Source organism: Oceanobacillus bengalensis, assembly GCF_003628445.1.
Taxonomy (GTDB): Bacteria; Bacillota; Bacilli; order Bacillales; family Amphibacillaceae; genus Oceanobacillus; species Oceanobacillus bengalensis.
Window position 1 is genome coordinate 21,794 of sequence record NZ_RBZO01000035.1, and the last position, 18,652, is coordinate 40,445.

The 18,652-nt window shown below is 34.4% G+C and carries 17 protein-coding genes, 1 pseudogene and 1 CRISPR repeat array; of the genes and pseudogenes, 11 read left to right on the forward strand and 7 right to left on the reverse strand.

Translation table 11 applies throughout. The features are described from left to right. Positions 1-29: 29 nt before the first annotated feature. On the forward strand, positions 30-926 hold the full coding sequence (gene cas1, locus D8M05_RS17025; protein WP_245985495.1) for a type II CRISPR-associated endonuclease Cas1: 897 nt from the start codon (positions 30-32) through the stop codon (positions 924-926). Between the two features lie 10 nt (positions 927-936). Next, positions 937-1,245 carry a CRISPR-associated endonuclease Cas2 gene (cas2, locus tag D8M05_RS17030; RefSeq protein ID WP_121133985.1) on the forward strand — a complete coding sequence of 103 codons (309 nt, stop codon included), beginning with the start codon at positions 937-939 and terminating at the stop codon, positions 1,243-1,245. Between the two features lie 205 nt (positions 1,246-1,450). After that, a CRISPR array of direct repeats spans positions 1,451-3,185; the repeat unit is 36 nt; unit sequence ATCATAGCACAGCAATGGCTTTTATGGAGCTATGAC. A 214-nt stretch (positions 3,186-3,399) separates the two neighbouring features. Here cas2 and D8M05_RS17040 read toward each other — a convergent pair. Next, entirely contained in the window at positions 3,400-3,972 is a 573-nt protein-coding gene (locus D8M05_RS17040) for a CBO0543 family protein (RefSeq protein WP_245985496.1), read from the reverse strand. A 355-nt stretch (positions 3,973-4,327) separates the two neighbouring features. Beyond that, entirely contained in the window at positions 4,328-4,462 is a 135-nt protein-coding gene (locus D8M05_RS20790) for a hypothetical protein (RefSeq protein ID WP_281271933.1), read from the reverse strand. 298 nt (positions 4,463-4,760) lie between these two features. Here D8M05_RS20790 and D8M05_RS17045 point away from each other — a divergent pair, with 298 nt between their 5' ends. Continuing rightward, entirely contained in the window at positions 4,761-4,979 is a 219-nt protein-coding gene (locus D8M05_RS17045; protein WP_147405197.1) for a hypothetical protein, read from the forward strand. Between the two features lie 342 nt (positions 4,980-5,321). Then, entirely contained in the window at positions 5,322-6,524 is a 1,203-nt protein-coding gene (locus D8M05_RS17050; RefSeq protein WP_121133954.1) for an RsiV family protein, read from the forward strand. A 171-nt stretch (positions 6,525-6,695) separates the two neighbouring features. Here D8M05_RS17050 and D8M05_RS17055 read toward each other — a convergent pair whose 3' ends face one another. Genes D8M05_RS17055 through D8M05_RS17065 form a run of 3 tightly spaced genes read right to left on the reverse strand, consistent with a single transcriptional unit; the run spans position 6,696 to position 12,223 of the window. Beyond that, positions 6,696-9,572, reverse strand: a complete 2,877-nt coding sequence (locus D8M05_RS17055) for an AAA family ATPase (protein WP_183072844.1) — start codon at positions 9,570-9,572, stop codon at positions 6,696-6,698. A gap of 37 nt (positions 9,573-9,609) precedes the next feature. After that, positions 9,610-10,713: a hypothetical protein gene (locus tag D8M05_RS17060; protein ID WP_121133958.1), complete on the reverse strand. Its 1,104-nt coding sequence runs from the start codon at positions 10,711-10,713 to the stop codon at positions 9,610-9,612. A 1-nt stretch (position 10,714) separates the two neighbouring features. Further along, complete coding sequence (locus tag D8M05_RS17065) at positions 10,715-12,223, reverse strand: Hsp70 family protein (protein ID WP_121133960.1); 1,509 nt, start codon at positions 12,221-12,223, stop codon at positions 10,715-10,717. Positions 12,224-12,630: 407 nt separating this feature from the next. Here D8M05_RS17065 and D8M05_RS20955 point away from each other — a divergent pair, with 407 nt between their 5' ends. Beyond that, entirely contained in the window at positions 12,631-12,777 is a 147-nt protein-coding gene (locus tag D8M05_RS20955; protein ID WP_220667599.1) for an excalibur calcium-binding domain-containing protein, read from the forward strand. A 174-nt stretch (positions 12,778-12,951) separates the two neighbouring features. Here D8M05_RS20955 and D8M05_RS17075 read toward each other — a convergent pair whose 3' ends face one another. Then, the gene (locus D8M05_RS17075) at positions 12,952-13,227 is read right to left on the reverse strand and encodes a hypothetical protein (protein ID WP_121133964.1); all 276 of its coding nucleotides are present in this window, start codon (positions 13,225-13,227) and stop codon (positions 12,952-12,954) included. Between the two features lie 491 nt (positions 13,228-13,718). Here D8M05_RS17075 and D8M05_RS17080 point away from each other — a divergent pair, with 491 nt between their 5' ends. The 3 genes from D8M05_RS17080 (at position 13,719) to D8M05_RS17090 (ending at position 15,253) form a co-directional block, all read left to right on the forward strand. Further along, positions 13,719-13,931 carry a helix-turn-helix transcriptional regulator gene (locus D8M05_RS17080; RefSeq protein ID WP_121133966.1) on the forward strand — a complete coding sequence of 71 codons (213 nt, stop codon included), beginning with the start codon at positions 13,719-13,721 and terminating at the stop codon, positions 13,929-13,931. Next, positions 13,924-14,316, forward strand: a complete 393-nt coding sequence (locus D8M05_RS17085; protein WP_121133974.1) for a DUF2178 domain-containing protein — start codon at positions 13,924-13,926, stop codon at positions 14,314-14,316. The genes D8M05_RS17080 and D8M05_RS17085 overlap by 8 nt, the downstream gene beginning before the upstream one ends. Positions 14,317-14,470: 154 nt before the next feature. Further along, positions 14,471-15,253: an alpha/beta fold hydrolase gene (locus D8M05_RS17090; RefSeq protein WP_121133976.1), complete on the forward strand. Its 783-nt coding sequence runs from the start codon at positions 14,471-14,473 to the stop codon at positions 15,251-15,253. 201 nt (positions 15,254-15,454) lie between these two features. Here the strand turns inward: D8M05_RS17090 and D8M05_RS17095 are convergent, their stop codons facing one another. Continuing rightward, positions 15,455-16,648, reverse strand: a complete 1,194-nt coding sequence (locus tag D8M05_RS17095) for a hypothetical protein (RefSeq protein ID WP_121133978.1) — start codon at positions 16,646-16,648, stop codon at positions 15,455-15,457. Between the two features lie 266 nt (positions 16,649-16,914). Between D8M05_RS17095 and D8M05_RS20315 the strand changes: the two genes are divergently transcribed. The 3 genes and pseudogenes from D8M05_RS20315 (at position 16,915) to D8M05_RS17105 (ending at position 18,307) form a co-directional block, all read left to right on the forward strand. Continuing rightward, the gene (locus D8M05_RS20315; RefSeq protein WP_183072845.1) at positions 16,915-17,073 is read left to right on the forward strand and encodes a hypothetical protein; all 159 of its coding nucleotides are present in this window, start codon (positions 16,915-16,917) and stop codon (positions 17,071-17,073) included. 88 nt (positions 17,074-17,161) lie between these two features. After that, positions 17,162-17,677: pseudogene (locus D8M05_RS17100) on the forward strand (DUF4747 family protein); the annotation flags it as partial. Between the two features lie 102 nt (positions 17,678-17,779). Beyond that, a complete protein-coding gene (locus D8M05_RS17105; RefSeq protein WP_121133982.1) occupies positions 17,780-18,307 on the forward strand; it encodes a hypothetical protein in 528 nt (175 codons plus the stop codon). Positions 18,308-18,652 lie beyond the last annotated feature (345 nt).

The window sequence follows — 18,652 nt, forward strand, 5'->3', positions numbered from 1 at the left end:
TAGTAATAGAAGGAAAGGAGGAAAGAACGATGAGTTGGCGTCATATTATGATTAGAAAGAATGCACAACTATCAGTCAAGCGATCCCAGTTGGTAATAAAGCAAGAGGATATTTTTACTGTTCCATTACAGGATATAGCTTCTATTCTAATAGAAGCACCGGGAGTAACACTAACTGCAAGTCTATTAAGTGAATGTGCTGACAAAAAAGTAAGTTTGTTTACATGTAATGCACAAAAACTTCCTAATGGTATCTGGACTGGTTTCCAACAGCACTCTAGACAGCTTGCGGTTTTAGAAACGCAACTTGCACTTTCAAAGCCGTTTAAGAAGCGATTATGGCAACGGATTATTAAACAGAAAATAATAAACCAAGCGAAATGCCTAGATATGATGGGAAAGGATGGAGGAGATGAATTAAGAAGGTTAGCAAAGGAAGTAGAGTCTGGTGATATGTCTAATAGAGAAGCAGTCGCTGCAAAATTGTATTTTAGAAGTTTATTTGGTGTGACTTTTACTCGCCGTTCGATAGATCCGATCAATCGTCTTTTAAACTATGGTTATGCTATCATAAGGGGATTGGTTGCTAGATCCCTTACAAATTATGGTTTAATACCGTGTTTAGGACTTTATCATGATAACCAATTAAATGCTTTCAACCTAGCAGATGATTTTATGGAAGTGCTTCGTCCTGTTGTTGATTATCATGTTGCTGAACAAGAAGATATAGAAAAATGGGATGCGGAAACTCGAGCAGGCTTAGTTAACCTGGTAAACGCAACGATTTTAATTTCAGGTGAAAATCATTCGATTACTGCTGCGGTTGACGAAATGGTAAAAAGCTTTGTGTCAAGCTGCCGCCAGCAGGATTATTCTTATTTGAAATTACCAGATTTACTACCTGTAAGGATGCATAAATATGAATAGGGGTGGATATATGCGTATATTGCTATTTTTTGATTTACCGGTTAAAACGAAAAAGCAGCGCAGAGATTACACACGCTTCCGGAATTATTTACTTGACGAGGGCTTTGATATGATGCAATTCTCTGTTTATTGTAGGCTGTGCAATGGACATGAGTCGATGGAAAGACTACTAGAAAAAGTAAAGAAAAATTTACCACCAAAAGGATCGATTCGAGCATTACCAGTAACTGAAAAACAGTACGACCGTATGCGACTTTTATTAGGTAAGAAAACTGCTAATGAGGAAAGGGTAACAATTAATCAATTGTCATTGTTTTAGTTCATGAATAAAAGCTGCTGAAATTGGATAAAATGATAAATTTTAACGTATAAAAGTTGTTTGAAATGGAGATATTATGATTAGAAGATGACGAGCGATATTTAAAAAATGATTAGGTAGCAGGTTATTAAAAGGATTAATTATGCAAAAAATAAACACAAAAAAGCCTGCGGAATATTGATTCTACAGGCTTTTTTGGTTACGTATCATAGCACAGCAATGGCTTTTATGGAGCTATGACGATACTTATCGGTATGACGCACTCGACTGAATCATAGCACAGCAATGGCTTTTATGGAGCTATGACGGCTATGCAAAAATGGCTAGGAACGCCACAATCATAGCACAGCAATGGCTTTTATGGAGCTATGACGGGCATTTTTAAGGGGTGCAACTTTAATTAATCATAGCACAGCAATGGCTTTTATGGAGCTATGACTCACAAGGTATTCACGTAGATATTTCGGGTATCATAGCACAGCAATGGCTTTTATGGAGCTATGACCCTCGTCTTGTCCTTCCAGCTCCTGGACTTATCATAGCACAGCAATGGCTTTTATGGAGCTATGACGCTCAGCCCTTTCCTCCATTTTTAGTACAAATCATAGCACAGCAATGGCTTTTATGGAGCTATGACATAAAGCTAGAAGGTTGGGCTAGAGATGGCATCATAGCACAGCAATGGCTTTTATGGAGCTATGACTCTAGGGATTCCCTTTATAACTGTAATTATATCATAGCACAGCAATGGCTTTTATGGAGCTATGACACCATACCCACGCGTACATTTTATATTTTTATCATAGCACAGCAATGGCTTTTATGGAGCTATGACACAAAGTGTTTACAGGCAAATTAGAGCAAGATCATAGCACAGCAATGGCTTTTATGGAGCTGTGACTTAATTATCTGGGGGATGTTGAAAAAATTAATCATAGCACAGCAATGGCTTTTATGGAGCTATGACTTCGGGGAAGATGTTATAAAAGAAGGAAAAATCATAGCACAGCAATGGCTTTTATGGAGCTATGACGTATGGATGTTTCACTCATGGGAACAGATAATCATAGCACAGCAATGGCTTTTATGGAGCTATGACTCCTATCGTTGAAGCTAGTTCTGCAATGGAATCATAGCACAGCAATGGCTTTTATGGAGCTATGACAATCCAACCTTACGAATATTTGTTTTACCTATCATAGCACAGCAATGGCTTTTATGGAGCTATGACCAATGATGTCCATAGAAGAATCAATCCGTAATCATAGCACAGCAATGGCTTTTATGGAGCTATGACATAAGCAAGCCATCACTTGTTGTTAAAGAGATCATAGCACAGCAATGGCTTTTATGGAGCTATGACTCAGATGGAGAAGCGTATTCATCGCATTTCATCATAGCACAGCAATGGCTTTTATAGAGCTATGACCTTAAGAGACAGATTAGAAGGATAAATAAAATCATAGCACAGCAATGGCTTTTATGGAGCTATGACAGAATCGAATTAGGTATGTTTACTAGATTTATCATAGCACAGCAATGACTCTGTTGTTTGTTGTACTGGTTGCTGCATTATCATAGCACAGCAATGGCTATTATGGAGCTATGACTATTGAGTGAGCAACCGCAACAAGTACCAGATCATAGCACAGCAATGGCTTTTATGGAGCTATGACATTCTTTCTAAAAACCTCCGTGCCAAGGATATCATAGCACAGCAATGGCTATTATGGAGCTATGACAGTAATACTGGCATCTTTTATTTGGGCTGTATCATAGCACAGCAATGGCTTTTATGGAGCTATGACGGTGAACGTATAATCCATATTCCCAAAGGAATCATAGCACAGCAATGGCTTTTATGGAGCTATGACTAAACTGTTTAACTGGTTCGCAATTTCATTATCATAGCACAGCAATGGCTATTATGGAGCTATGACCTGTTCTGTGGAAAAAGAACAGACTATTTTTATCATAGCACAGCAATGGCTTAAGTTAGCGCTGATAGCATTAGTGACGATGGTCGTAACTTTTGTCGTCTATCTAAACAAACAAAAATAGCCACCCTTTCCTGCCAAAGTAAGGTGACTATTTCTAACATAGTTCATAAATTATGATCTTCAACAATTGGCTAGTTTGTAGCAAAATACATAACTAGTGCCTATCTTCGTTATTTTTTATTTCTTCAAAGGAATTCCTTCGGCTAAACCAGTGAGCAATTAAATACATTAAAGTTAAAACAAAAAAAGAATATGTTAAAGACCAATCGATTGTTTTATGTAAATCAATCAAATCCAACAATGGAAGACCTACATATGCACCAAGACCACCGAAAACAATTGCTTTTATATATGGATTGAAATGAGGTTTATATTGTAACAACAGCATTGCAAATACAGGTATAACGGAAAGCCTGAATGAAAAGCTTACAGTCGATATGGGTATAACTTTTACTGGATATGACCATTTTCCGAAACTAACGCCAATCGCATCAAAAATTTCAGACATAATCATTATCAGTAAACCAGCAGAAAATATACGAGCTGAATTTTTACGGTCACGTAATATGAGCCAAATAACCCAAGGAACTATCATCATAGCTAATGCTATCCACCATTGCCAAGTAAATAAGAAAGCGTTCATAACCGATTCAATCGTTAATTGAGTTGCTTCAGTAATCTTTTGTGTCGCTTTATCTATTTGATTTAATCCTTCCTGGTAAGTCATGAAATGTCCACCTTCTTTGACTTTGGTTTCTTTCGCTTATAGGTTTCACCACAGTTTCTTGGAATATACATGAAGTGTGGGGACGGTTCTCCTGCTTCCTCTCAACACAGTATTTGCTTAGAGGTTTATATTGTCCGTGGTGAAGATATCATTTTTAATAGGAAAATGAGGATTTTGAAGCCGAACAACCGAATCACTGAAGAAATTGAATGAAAAGAGAGGTTTACACCTGTCAAGATGTAAACCTCTCTATATTATAAATTTTGCTTATTATGTAGTGATAATCAAATTTGACTTTGTGAATGTTGCACTTAAATGGAGTTTTCTTCAATAACCTTTTAGTCTTTAGATTGGTTTAAAATAATCTTTCAATTGCTTGATCTACTATTCCATAAATAACTATTGTTAATCCAATAATTGAGCCAAAAAATAAATAAAATTTACCTTTAGTCATAGTGATATTTTTATCATTCTTTTTAGTATTACTCATCTAATAAACCACCTTTTTTTATTACCACCAGCAAGTAGCAAAGTAATCAACTCCACCGGCTGCGACACCACCAATCGCACCTACTCCAGCACCTGGTCCTGCACCAACGCCACCAATAGCAGCACCACCAACAGCTCCGGTGAAGCGTGGGGACGGTTCTCTTGCTTCATTTTGAATAGTATGACGGGCACTTTGTCTGATACAAGGTTTATGAGTAGCTATGAGGAAGTCATAAGTTATCTTATGGAAGTGCCTGTCAACAGAATAATAGTAAGGGATACATATGATGGTAAATTACATGAAAGAAATCAGTGAGTTTTACAAGTATGTACGGCAAGTTCCATTATCAGGTTCTGCCATCACTTTATGGCATGTATTAATGCAGATAAACAATGATGCAAGGTGGAATGACATGTTTACTGTTCCAGCCGTATCATTAAAACCGCTGCATGGTTTAACCGATAGTACATTCAAACGGGCAAGGAAGGAGCTAGCTGATAAGGGCTATATTATTTGAAGATCCCGTTCAAATAACCTAGCTCCAATCTATTCCATACGAAGATTTGGTAATAGTGATTTTTCGGATACACCAAAGGAATATAGCATGGAACAACCGAGTGGAGCAAATTCCGAACCGCCGATGATGGATGAATTGGGTAGCAAAGTCGCAACAACGCGTGAAGCTGTTGAGAAGAGGCTGAGGCGCGGTTGGCGGGTTATTTGAGTGGTGTGTGAGTGAATAGGGTAACAGGCATCCGCCAACAAAGAAGTTGACATTCCGCTGACAATTTGTATGATTATATCGTACTATTGTATGTGTTATGATAGTCCTATATAAAATCAATAATGGAGGAACACCATGAGAAAAACAACAGCATTCCTATTCATCATAATTCCTTTCTTATTCATGTTTGGCTGTGATGAAAATAAGGAAACAGCAGCAAATGAAATGGAAGCGGAAGTACCAACGAAACAAGTTGTAGCGGACCGGGATGTAGAAGAAGAGAAAGCGGTTATCCCAAATCTTACAAACTATGAAACGATTCGATTAGAAGAGATAACGGACCAAAGAGAAATTACAATAGAATACCCACATTTTAATTATGAACCCATAGATAGGCTTATAGAAAGTGAAATGGAATCTGATTTTGAAAATCAAAAGCGTATAGCGGATGACTTAATCGAGAGTGGGGATGAGGATGGATTCGGAAGTTTCCATTTTTATAATTTACGTTTTGATGAACCGAATATAACCAAAGATTATGTATCCATTCATTTTGACGGGAGAATTTCTATGGGAGCTCCTACAGGTCATCCTGTAGATTACTCATTTAACTATGACCTCGATGAAGATGAACTCATTACATTAGAAGAAATACTTAAGGAGCATCAGACTAATTTGCTAGTAATCTCCGAACAGGTTGCAGATGAAATTATAAACGATGAGAGGTTTGGAGAGTTTCGAGATGATCCAGTATCAGATAATTATATCCAACTAGTAAAAGAAGAAACAGCACCCTCAAGTGAAAATTTTCAATCATTTACGTTAGATGAGGATGGAATTACATTTTTTAAAACCTATTTTAGTATCCTTCCAAATTCAGAAGGTATTGTTGGTGTAAAAGTTGATTGGGATAAGTTAGAGAGTGTAAAGGATACGTCACATGAGTCCTCTCAATCTCTTGATTCAGAAGGCAAATATGTAAACGAAGAGTACAAATTTTTATTAGAAATACCTGAGTCATGGGAAGGAAAATATATTACCGAAAAGGGAAATTGGCATCCAACTGCCATTTCTAGTATTGATTTTCAATTTGTAAATGAAGGAGAAAAGGTATCCAATATCTTTAGTATAAATATTTATGATAAAGATACAGATGTCAGCCCAGGTATGGAAACGATTGTTGCTGAAGGAAATGATTATTTGTATACGTACAATACCGTTATGGAACTTCCCTTAGCGTTTTATGAAGATGGAGAACTATCCCATTTGGAAGGCGAATTCCTAAAAATGGTTAATGAAGACATACCTGAAATGATGAATAGCTTTACGTTGCAGTAAGGGTGACAGGTACCTCTTCTTCATTCTTTTGAAAGCTAGACTGAGTGTGTTGGCGACACTCAGTCTGTTTTTTTACAAAAAATATAGAACGTACGATCTGTAACCTAACAATTTTTGCAAAGGTGAAACTCAATTATTAGAATAAAAATCCTCTAATAATTACTCATTTACTCATGACAAAGAACGAATATCTTCAGGCAAAATCTCCATTAGAATATCGTAATTTGTAGCACTTATTTCAAATAAACGTATAGATTGCAGTCGGATAACTCTTTCGACAATGTTACGGACATAACGCCCATTTCCATCTGCATCTTGATAGGTTTGTTGAATAACTGTTTGTAATGCTGTTTTAGCTTCTGCACCAAGTATAAAGCCTTTATTACTGAATAAATGAATCGCTATGGCATACAGTTCGTCACATGAGTAATCGGGAAAATGGAATATGTTTGAAAAACGAGATTTTATCCCAGGATTTGTTTGTAATAATTTGTTCATATGCTCTTCGTATCCAGCCAAAATGACAACAATATCTTCTTTATGGTCTTCCATTAATTTAATAAGCGTGTTAATCGCTTCTTCACCAAATTGGTCATTAGCCAATGTGTATGCTTCATCGATGAATAATACTCCACCAAGTGCACTTTTGAATACTTTTTCGGTCTTTAAAGCTGTTTGGCCAACATAAGATGCAACTAATTCAGTTCGAGCAACTTCTACTAAATGTCCCTTTTTTAGGATATCGATGCTTTTAAAAAGTTCAGTAATTGTTCTAGAAATGGTAGTCTTTCCTGTTCCTGGATTTCCTGTAAATATAAAATTTAATGACTGGTTGCTTATAAAATTACTATTAAATTCTTTTCTTCTTTTATTAATCAATTCTTGTTTTTGTAACGTTTTAATTAATTCCTTAATATGATTTAATCCAATGATGTCATTTAAATTACTATCTAAATCAAATACCTTCTCTTCTTTTAACCCAAAGTCTTCTAAGTTGAGTATATCTATTTTTGAATTTATATCTTCTGTGGCAGTACGAACAGCTTGCTTTTTAATAGCATTTTCAATCGTTTGACGTGCTAAGCGCCCATTTCCACTATCGGTTTTACCTTTTATTTGATGCTTTTGATAATATTTTATTAGTTGTTTCTGAGCTGCTTCCTCGATCTGAAAACCACGTTCTTTAGCAAGTTTATGCGATATTTCTAAGAGCTCTTCTGTAGTATAATCATTGAATAAAAATGTTTGTGAAATTCTAGACCGCAAACCAGGGTTTAGCTCAAGCAAATCATCAATTTCTTTGGGGTAACCTGCGAATATGACAACAAGTTGATTTTTGTAGTCCTCCATTGCCTTAACAATTGTATCAATTGCTTCACGACCAAAGTCATTTTCACCGCCTCTGGCCAATGAATAAGCTTCATCAATAAAAAGTACACCACCAATGGCTGCTTTAATTCGATTCATCGTTTGAGCTGCAGTATGTCCTACGTATTTTCCAACTAAATCAGAGCGGTCTACTTCTATTAAATGACCTTCACTTAAGTAGCCGATTGTCTTTAGATATTCAGCTATTAATCTGGCAACTGTTGTTTTACCAGTCCCAGGGTTTCCTGTGAAAACAAAGTGTAAAGCTGGCTTTTCTGATTGATAACCTTTGGATAATTTTCTCTCTCTTTTCTCTAGGAATATTTTTAATTCCTTTAAAGAATCTTTTACTTCATCTAATCCAATTAATTGCTCAATTCTTTCCTTGATAGAAGATAGATTTGCATGCGTTTGATAAACATCTAACACGTGATACGAATTTTCTGCATCTTTTAATGTAATCTCATTATTTTCCTGTGCAATTTCCCAGGAGTTAGTAAAACCTACATTATTATTCTCAAGGAGAATCTCGCTAACCTTTTCATAAATTTTATTAGCTAGATTATTTAGGTTTGCTGCACCTCCATAATTAAAGTAATGTGTAACTAAGGGTGATAAGTTTTGAATATGATAAAGTAAGTTAATACCTAAATTTGTTCTCGCTTTTTCAATATAATTGTTTAGCATGTTTTTAAATAATAGTTGCATATTTTCATTATCCAAAGCGTCTAGTGACACTTTATATGTGAAATTGGATTGACTAGACGCAGTAAATATATTCAGTGCTTTTTCCAGTTGTTCATTTGTATGAAATAATAAATATTGATCCCTTGCTTCAATTGTATTGAAGCTTCCCTCAACTAACATTTGGTTCACTTTTACTAGTATTCCATCTTGATACGTATATCGACCATCAAGTGGTATATAACCGTTGCATACAATACTATTTAGAAGATTGATTAAATCTAATGGACATTGATCGACATTTTTAAAAATCGTAACACGACTACTTCCCATAAAAGCATTGTAAATATCTACATAAAACATTTCCACCGCATTATCGTGTGCATCATATTGTGATAGATCAATCGTTTGAATTTGTTCTCCACTTATTTGATTAAAGCTATAAACATATTTAAAAAAGGTATTAATAGTGGTGTAAACACCTTGGCTTTTTGGACTGGAAATGATCATGGAATCTTTATATGTGTGAATATTTCCAGGGTTTAATAATGATTTTTGCACTAACTTTGATAAAAATTGTATTAATTTTTCTTGTCCAATTATTTCTTTATTTACTTCCTGTTCAATTTGTTGAAAAATCTGTTTGTTTTTTTCTAGTAAGCTAACTGTACTATCGATTTGTTCGGATGATGTTGATTTTAGCGTATTTAGTCGTTGCTTAATTTCGGGAAGTAGATTCCTAGACTCTGTATCATTTGGTTTTCTAATTAAAATTTTCCTACACAATTGATATGCATCTTGGTAAGCCCCTAATTGATATAATTGGTTAAGAATTATCTTTTGGGCATCCATATCGTGTTTTACTTTGCTTTCCTTTGACAACGCAATAAGAGCTTTTATTAAACTTTCTTTTTCAAAATGATCCTTCGATTGGGTATTAATTTGTTTCTTCAATCCATCGATTCCGTGCGCTTTATATTCTAATAGAAGGTCCATTTGTATCATCCTTTTTGACTATCTTTAAGTTTAATCATTATGATAGGGTGTTAATATATTTTCGATTAAGTTCATATTGTGGAACACGGCCTTTTTTCCATGCCAAATAACCCGCTCCGGCCATGAATAACATCATAATGACATTAAAGTCCTCTAACGCTGATAAGAAAATAGGTATGATGATAATGAATAGAGCTAATACCTTAAAATTGTTTTTTGTTTTTAAGGCTGAGTTTGCTAAACCAATCCACTTCTGGATTTCTTGTCTAAGATGGTTATCATGAACGTATTTTGATGCTTCGATAAAATGGTCTTTCCCTTGTAAAGTAGCTTGTTTGTCAATAAAGTAATAAAGTGATTCTCCATTATTATAGTTTACTTTTTGGGTCATACTTAGTCCTTTATCATAATATAACTCTGCAAGAATGTTCTGGGCATTCGGTGCTAAACCATGTCGGCCTTCTAGCTGTTTTAATAGATTAATACCATGATCAATCTGGCCTCTTTGACGTGCGATGCTAGCAGTTTCAATTATATAATCAGGATTGTCCGGAGCTATATTTAAAGCTTTACTTATAGCTTCTTCAGCTAAATTTAATTTCTCATGAAATTGTAAATCTTGACGTTCCATATGACAACGGTACAAAACATAGTAAAAATGAGGTTCATTTGGCAATAGGCTTATAGCACGTTTGATCTCATAAGTGGCATCTTGTATTTCTCCCCAAAGAAAGTGGGCTCTTGCCAGACTGGACCAGGTATATGGATGGTTGCCGTCGGTTTCAGTAGCTTTTTTAGCTAATACAATGGCATCTGCAATATTATTTTGTTCAATTAATTGATGTGCCTCCCCAATCAACTGATCCGCCAAGCTAAGCTGCTGATTAATATTTTCTTCATGATCTGCTTGATTGATAGATTGCTGTAAAGCACGATTATATTCTTCTTTATTAGCTGGATCGAGTAAAATCTCCTCTGCTTTTTGAAGTAATTCCATTCTTTCTAAAGCTATTCTTTGACGCTGCGGATCTGGTGCATTGACACGCTTTCTCCATTTGCTTAATTCTGCTTTAATTTTTTCCTTGATTTCTGATTCAGAAGCATCCACATTTAATTCGAGCAGGTCATAGTAATTATCCATATTATTCTACCTCCAATGATAGTAATTCTTGTTGTTTTTGTTGAAACTCTTGTTTTGTTAAATTAGATTGTCGCTCAATTGTAAATTCTCCAAGTTCAACATGATGATATGAATCCTTAGCCTTAACATGAACAATCCCATTCTGGTCATAGGAAATTTTGATTTCAATAGGCGAATCTATTGGTAGTTTTTCTGGCAATGAAATCGTTGTGTTACCAATTATTGTTACATAATTAGGATCTTCATCCTCTCCTTCGGTTATTTCGAGCATAATCTCTTTCTGGTTTTCATGCATCGTGTAAAACTCTCTAGACATTTCACATGGAATTTCTGAGTTTCTTTTCAATATAATAGAATTCATCATAGTATCTCTTCCATGATTTGAAATAACACCTAAACTATGCGAATTAACATCTCGAACAATTATATTTTCTGAGTTACTAGTATCGTTATCCGTTTTGATAAATGCTGCTTGGACAGCTGCCCCTAATGCAACAACCTCATCTGGATTTAATTCCTTAGATGGTACGATACCAGTGAAGTTATTGATCATACTTGAAATAATAGGTGTTCTAGTTGACCCGCCGACCAATAAAACTTTATGTATATCATTCCAAGTCAAACCTGCTTCATTAATCGTTTCTTTCATTATTTGTTGGGTTCTTTTTATATATGATTCTATTAATTGGTTAAATAACTCTCTAGTAATTTCTGTGTGAACAGTTTGTCCTTGCGAGGTAAGTGGGACGTTATATTTATTTCTCTTTGTTAGTGACTTCTTGCATTTTTCCGCATTCTCTCTTAATTCTTGTAAACCATTTTCATCATCATAAATATCTAACCCAGTCTCTTTTTCAAAATTATCTGCTACATAATTGAAAATAGCGTTGTCAAAATCAAAACCACCTAAATTTGAGTCGCCATCTGTAGCTAAGACTTTTATTTCTTCGTTATGTATATTAACAATTGTCACATCAAAGGTACCACCACCGAGGTCATAAATAGCAATGTTTTGCTCTACATTCGCTTTTTCTATATCATAATAAGCTAACGCTGCGGCTGTAGGCTCATTTATAACCTTGAGGACATTAACTCCAATCATTTCCCCTGCTTCTTTTGTAGCATTTCGTTTAGCATCATCAAAATATGCTGGTACTGTTATTACTACATCTGTTATTTTCTCACCTAATGCTTCTTCTGCATCTTTAACAACTTTTTTTAAAATAATTGCAGATGCTTCTACTGCGTCTATAAAATGGTCTGAACCTGAGATTGGAAATTTAAAGCTTTTATTTCCGATCTGTCTTTTGACAAACTGTATTGTATCTTCAATCTGTGAAGTTGCAGCTTCTTTTGCCACTGATCCGACAATAGCTTTACCATTTTCTATTAAAATAACAGAAGGAGTAGTTCTTTCACCTTCGTTATTTGGTATGATTTCTGGTCTACCGTTTGCGTTAATGTATGCAACCGCGGAATTTGTGGTACCTAAATCTATCCCTACTTTCATAATATCCCTGCCTTTTCATATGATGTATTTTTACTAAATGCCTTCTTTGTTGATATACTTCTGATAATTTAATTAATCTTAAAATAAGCTAAAAAGAATATACTATATTATTATAATATAAAAGAATAGATATAAGCAATATTGCCTAGTTCCGCTGTATTTTTCTTTCCTTTTCTTTCCTTTCCTTGGTATTGGTGACAGGCACTTGTCAAAATATGTCGAAAAGCGAACAGTGACAGGCACCGATTCTAAATGAGAGGGAAATCCCTGATTTAAAAGAGAAAGAGGATATAGAAATAGACGCTAAAGCAGAAGAGGAAGCTAAGAGAAAAGCAGAGGAACAAGCTAAAGCAGAAGAGGAAGCTAAAAGAGAAGCGGAGGCAGTATCTAAATCAAACTCAGGTGGAATAGACACTTCAGGAGCTGATCGAGACTGTGGTGATTTCTCTACACAAGCTGAAGCGCAAGCATTTATGGAAGCATCTGGACCATCTGATCCTCATCGATTAGATGGTAACGATAATGATGGCTTAGCATGTGAGTCATTACCGTAAATAAGATATATAAAATTAATTTAGTGAATCTATTGAAGCAATGTTTAGAGTTAACTAGATGATTCTATATTATATGGGTTTAGAAATCAATTTCCTAAAGCCGAACCATCAAATCACTGAAGAAATTGAATGAAAAGAGAGGTTTACATCTGCAAAAATGTAAACCTCTCTATATTAGTAATTTTGCTGATTATCTAGCGTATTATCTTCTTTCTTTTCATTGTAATAATGTATACCGAATTGGGATCCTTCCGAGACCATTTGGGCGTTTTCTAACTGCGCCATATCATTATTACTAGATTGATCGGGTACACCGGCATTTTCAAATGTTTTATTCGTTATCTTTTTCTGTTTTACTTTTCCTTTTTTATCACTTATTAAATAACTTGTAGCGGTAACTCCAACAACTCCAGCTATACCCAAGGCGGAGATTGCAATATTCTTTTTCATCTTATACCCCTTTCTAAGTATAGGTTGTATTAATATATCTTCCCTACGATTTTTTAAATAAACATTTAGCCAATAATGTAAAGTTACATCATGTAGTAGACAGTGATATTAAATGTTTCTCTGATAAGGTGAGTCATTCAAAGTGAATTAAACAAATGTACAATAATGAAGGCATGCGGGACAAAAAAGTTATAATGTTAGTTTTTTCATGTAGTGATAATCCAATAATTGTGCCAAATAGTATATAAGATTTCCTTTGGTCGAAGTGATTTTTTATTACCACTAAGAATACATATATGCCAGGATAAAAGGTACATTCTATCAAGTTTTTGGAGTAAAAACTGTAGATAAGCACTAGTTAGTACAATAGATAGCAAGAACTGATAAAATAAATGATATGTAAAATATGTTTGACACCTCATTTATCTTATTTTATAATCGGGGTGTAAAATATCTTTTACACCTTACAAAATCTGAAGGTGGCTTAGTAAATGGAAAATAAAATTAAGGAATACAGGGAAAAAAAGAGTCTTTCCCAAGGGAAATTAGCAGAGATATGTAATGTGAGTAGGCAAACTATCAACGCTATTGAGAATAACAAATACGACCCCAGCCTTCAGTTAGCATTTGATATCTCTAGAACTCTAGGAGTCTTTATGGAAGATTTATTTATATCAAAGAATGGAGGAAAAAGGAATGGATAAAACAAAGAAAATTACCGCAGTTTTAGCCTTTATTGTTTTCTTATTAATTGCAGGATTTACCTTATACAAATGGATAAGATTTGAAACGATTGATGCAGGTTCTATATTTTTTAGTTTTCTTGCTTTAGCCTATTTTTTTAATTTACTTAATTGGGGACATCATGAAGGCCGTGGTAAGAAAGATGAGTTAGATAGACATATTGAAACTCAAAGTGCCAAAATAGGTTATTATGTACTAATGATTCTATCTGGTTTAATATTATTTATTTCTGAAGGAACAGGCAATTTTAATATGATTGATAATTATCCATTGGTTATAGTGGTAGGTCTTACATTTGTTACGGTTCCAATTACAGAATTTATTTATTCAAAGAAGTATAAGTAATCAGTAATAAAATAGAACCTATTGTGCTATGGGAGCATATACAATACACCTTCAATTATCACAATGCCTCTGTATGCGAATAAGCAATAGGTATTCACCTATATTTTCCTAAATGAATATCTTATTGGTAAAGCCATTTTAAGGGGGAATCGGTGTGGGATATTTTGTTACTGTAGAATCGGGTGTAAAATTAAATGTAGAAGATTTAAATCCTGAAGGAACCAAGACTATCGTGTTTTTACATGGTTGGCCGTTAAGCCATAAACAGTTTGAATATCAATTTGATGTTCTTCCCTTTATGGGTTACCGCTGTATCGGTATTGACTGGAGAGGATTTGGAAAGTCAGATAAGCCAGTGAGTGGATACACGTTTGACCGATTGGCGGATGATATACGCGCAGTAGTTGATGAACTTCAATTAGATAATTTTACTCTTGTAGGTCACTCTACAGGTGGAGCAATCGCGATTCGTTATATGTCCCGGCATAATAGTTATGGTGTTTCTAACCTTGTTCTAATAGACGCTGCAGCTCCTATAGGCTTTTCTGCAGAAACTGCAGCTAGATTCCTTAATCAAGCGTTGAATGACCGTCCTAAAATGATGCAAGAAGTGACAGATAACTTCTTCTTTCAATATATAACAAGTTCATTCTCTGAGTGGTTTTTTCAATTGGGCTTACAGGCAGCAGGTTGGTCAACGTCAGCGATCATCATTACGCTAAGAGATGAGCAGCTTTATGCAGATTTGAAAAAAGTACATGTTCCTACCTTAATCGTTCATGGTGTTCACGACAAAGTGATTCCATTTGCACAAGCCCAAGAACTAAATCAACAAATAAAAAATTCACAGCTTGTCCCTTTTCATTACAGCGGACATGGTCCTTTCTGGGAAGAACGTGAAAAGTTTAACCAGCTATTAAGGGAATTTATTGGTTGAAGCGTGGGGACGGTTCTCATGCTTCCTTCTGAGAAGGGGTTAGTATGTATGACTTTAGCAGCACTTGCTATTGCTATGATTGTAGCGGTAGCAAGTGTTGCTTTTTTGGATGTTGTTGAGTGAATAAGTGGGACAATAGGGACAGGTAGGGGTTACTGGTTTGGACTTTGTCAGTGGCTTCGGTTAGATTCCTCTTTTTAATTATATCTTTGCTTTTCGACCACTTAAATCTAAACAAACTTCATATAATATCCGCTCTAAATGGATTTTTTCTTCTACATCTGTAACCAATTCATTTAGTCTATGAAAAGCTTTAATAATATGCATACTATTAGATATAATCTCTGTTTTATGTAATTTTTTAAATGAATCTTTTGTTTCCTTTGAGAATTTGTTGCGCGTATTTAAAATTCGATTGAATATTGAATAAATCCTATCTTCGGACAAATAGGGACCTGCTGACAATGACATGATAAAATTAGTGATTCTCTCCTTAAAGTACTGAAGTTCATGAAGTTCTAATAGGCTTTTATTCACATGATTTATGCTGCTGCTATGTCTTATATTGAAGATAGTTGCTTTTCCTTCAGGTGGTATCGCACCAAACTTATTTCCCTCATCGTCTTCTAATTGGAATCTCCATTCCAAGGTAAAAGATTTTTCTTTGATTTCATTATTTATTAAAACTATCCCAAAGTATAGTTTACCAATGTCTACTATATGTACAGGTGTAACTTGGTCAAATATTACCACGATTTCAGAATCACTAAGATACGCCTTCTCTAGCATGAACCACTGTCCAGTTAATTTTGCGTTTTGATGTAAAGTATACAGGGTTAAGTATAGGGCCAGGTGATTATCGTAATTACGATATCTTGTTGAGATAACTCCTCTTATTAACCATTTTTCTCCATCTTGAATTAATCGTAGTTGCAGACTCTTATCGGGAGTTTGATTAAATAGTTTATGTACTGTATCAAGCAGTATATTATCCCATTGTTTTTCAATACAATAGTTAGAAAACTTCCCCATTTGAAATAACATTTCCAAAAATTCATGTGTAAATCTATAGATGCCTTCTGCATAAATATCATCTTGTAAAAGCATTAGGGAAAATTGCCCTTTGGGATTTATTCCCTTTATTTCAATATTAGCTAGTTTGTCTACAATATCTAATTTCTCATTATCAATTTCCAAAAAGGATTGAATCAATAGTTTACTACCTTCAACCCAGATGTCGTTAGAACCCATTAAATTCTTAGGAGGAAATTCTTTCAAGACTTCAATGTCCAATTCCCTATCTTTCTTGATTAATAACAGGAGTTCCTCTAGTAATGCAGTTTTTTTGGGAATATTGTTCCTATTTAGTGTAATTTCATGTAAATATTTTCCCATTAATATCCCCTCCTGCTTTATAAATATGTATTTGGACAATGATTTAGTACAAAAGGATATAGGCTATGGGCAGTCCTTGTGCTAAAAGGAAAAGTAGAAAAAATCTGGAGGATGTATTTGAAGTAGATTACAAACTTTTGTGTCCTTTTTCATTCATTAAATTGGTAGTAGGAAGTTGGATATTATAAAATACATTAGGTCTATTGTAATATTCCTCCACTTAGATAAAATGAAGGTAGTTATTTTTAGATTAGGGAGAGAAGACGATGGCACGAAATGTAAGATCAAGGTTTATTGCAGCAAAAATAAATGTAAACAGAAATATATTTAGCCATGATAAAGGACGGTTAGTTAGTATGATTCCTTATGCAATATTGTTAAAAACCATCCATGAAAAAGAATACGTGGTCTTAGAAAGTCACTGAGACTACAGAGATTGATGAAAAGGATACAAAGTTTGTTTTCGGGCATTTAGTAAAATCTTGATATGAAGCAGTTACAGTAGTTGATGAGGATAAAATTGAAAAATACAGAATACCGAAGCCAGTAGCTAATGTAAGCCGTTTTTTTTATGACCCGATTAGTGAAGTTTTGATTTTCGAGGAAGTAGGAAATATACATAGAGACGAATTTTTAGTGAGGTTTGAAGAACTCATTTATAAAGCTAATATTGAGATTGGAGAAGTTATTATAAAATTAATTCCGATAAAGGATAAGATTTATGAAAGAATTACTGAAATGGATGTTCTAACAAAAGTCGAATTCGACTTAATTCCACCTAACTTTCATGGAAAGGATACATTTAAATCGTTGGATGATATAATCCAAGAAAGCAATGCTACTAGAATGAAAACCTCCGTTGAAAATCAAGATGGATTAAACAAAAATGGCTTGCTAATAAAAGAAGGTGTTGAAAAGGTATCTAATGCTTATGGAGATGTAAAGGCATATGGATATAATAATGTACCAAGTAGAAGTAAAAGGTACAGAACTAAAAAAATCATACAAGCTTTAATTCGAAAGATTTAGTACATATGAGGCACTATAATAAAAATGATGACTTACTTTCCTTGTTGAAAAAATTTGCATATGACATGAGGAATATCATCCTCTAGGAAGGGTGTGAGGCTATTGAAAAGAGATGAAAGAGTTAATTATCAGAATACCTCTTTTCTTGGAATGCTTAGGATTAATAAGATTAGCTCTCTAACAGTCAAAAATCTTGGCTTTTATTTAGGTTTGATTCTTACGATTATTTTCTACTACTATTGTAGGAATCTATCTAATGATTTAATTAGGAAACTTGCTGATTATATGACTAATGTTTTGCCCTCTGTCTCAGCAACTTTATTAGGCATAATTATTGCTGGATTAGCTATAATTGTTGCTCTATCCACAGGAAATATTTATAATCATTTACTTGAAAATAGAACATTACAAAAACTATTATTTCCTTTCTGGTATGCAGCTAGTTTATGGGGAGTACTGATATTGTTACTACTTGTATTAAAAGTACTACTGTTAATTTCTACGATGAAGGTTATTTTTATAGGGATTATATTAATTATCTTCTTTTTGAACTATGCATTGTTCGGGACCATGGCCTTGATAGGAAATAGAATAAGAATAATGATTTATCTCGCACAAATTAAAAGGTAATATTAAGTATTGCATGCTTTGATTAAAGGAAGTTTATATAGGGGAAATTAGATAGCTAGGCTGAGCTTCCTTCTAGAGAATTCGAATGTGGCTAGTGCTACTTTACTGAGAAACAGGGGACAGGAGCAATAAGGCTTGAAATCTCCTATGAAGCGAAGACTCCTTAAGAAGATAATTAGAAGTTTTAAGTGAAAGAAGGTACAACTTGCGGATATTACCTGCTCGTGTATATGGTAACTTAAAAGTGAGCCACCATAGCAATTGAAAACTGAGCCACTTTTGATAGAAAATAACCCTAATGACATGTTAGGGGGAAACATCAGGAGTGATTATATTGAGTGAGAA

Bases quoted from the DNA above. Each gene is read 5' to 3' on its own strand.
- D8M05_RS17095 (WP_121133978.1), bottom strand. From the start codon at position 16,648: ATGGGAAAATATTTACATGAAATTACACTAAATAGGAACAATATTCCC.
- D8M05_RS17055 (WP_183072844.1), bottom strand. From the start codon at position 9,572: ATGGACCTTCTATTAGAATATAAAGCGCACGGAATCGATGGATTGAAG.
- D8M05_RS20315 (WP_183072845.1), top strand. From the start codon at position 16,915: ATGGCACGAAATGTAAGATCAAGGTTTATTGCAGCAAAAATAAATGTA.
- D8M05_RS20790 (WP_281271933.1), bottom strand. From the start codon at position 4,462: ATGAGTAATACTAAAAAGAATGATAAAAATATCACTATGACTAAAGGT.
- D8M05_RS17040 (WP_245985496.1), bottom strand. From the start codon at position 3,972: ATGACTTACCAGGAAGGATTAAATCAAATAGATAAAGCGACACAAAAG.
- D8M05_RS17065 (WP_121133960.1), bottom strand. From the start codon at position 12,223: ATGAAAGTAGGGATAGATTTAGGTACCACAAATTCCGCGGTTGCATAC.
- D8M05_RS17045 (WP_147405197.1), top strand. From the start codon at position 4,761: ATGAAAGAAATCAGTGAGTTTTACAAGTATGTACGGCAAGTTCCATTA.
- cas2 (WP_121133985.1), top strand. From the start codon at position 937: ATGCGTATATTGCTATTTTTTGATTTACCGGTTAAAACGAAAAAGCAG.
- D8M05_RS17060 (WP_121133958.1), bottom strand. From the start codon at position 10,713: ATGGATAATTACTATGACCTGCTCGAATTAAATGTGGATGCTTCTGAA.
- D8M05_RS17075 (WP_121133964.1), bottom strand. From the start codon at position 13,227: ATGAAAAAGAATATTGCAATCTCCGCCTTGGGTATAGCTGGAGTTGTT.
- D8M05_RS17080 (WP_121133966.1), top strand. From the start codon at position 13,719: ATGGAAAATAAAATTAAGGAATACAGGGAAAAAAAGAGTCTTTCCCAA.
- cas1 (WP_245985495.1), top strand. From the start codon at position 30: ATGAGTTGGCGTCATATTATGATTAGAAAGAATGCACAACTATCAGTC.
- D8M05_RS17050 (WP_121133954.1), top strand. From the start codon at position 5,322: ATGAGAAAAACAACAGCATTCCTATTCATCATAATTCCTTTCTTATTC.
- D8M05_RS17085 (WP_121133974.1), top strand. From the start codon at position 13,924: ATGGATAAAACAAAGAAAATTACCGCAGTTTTAGCCTTTATTGTTTTC.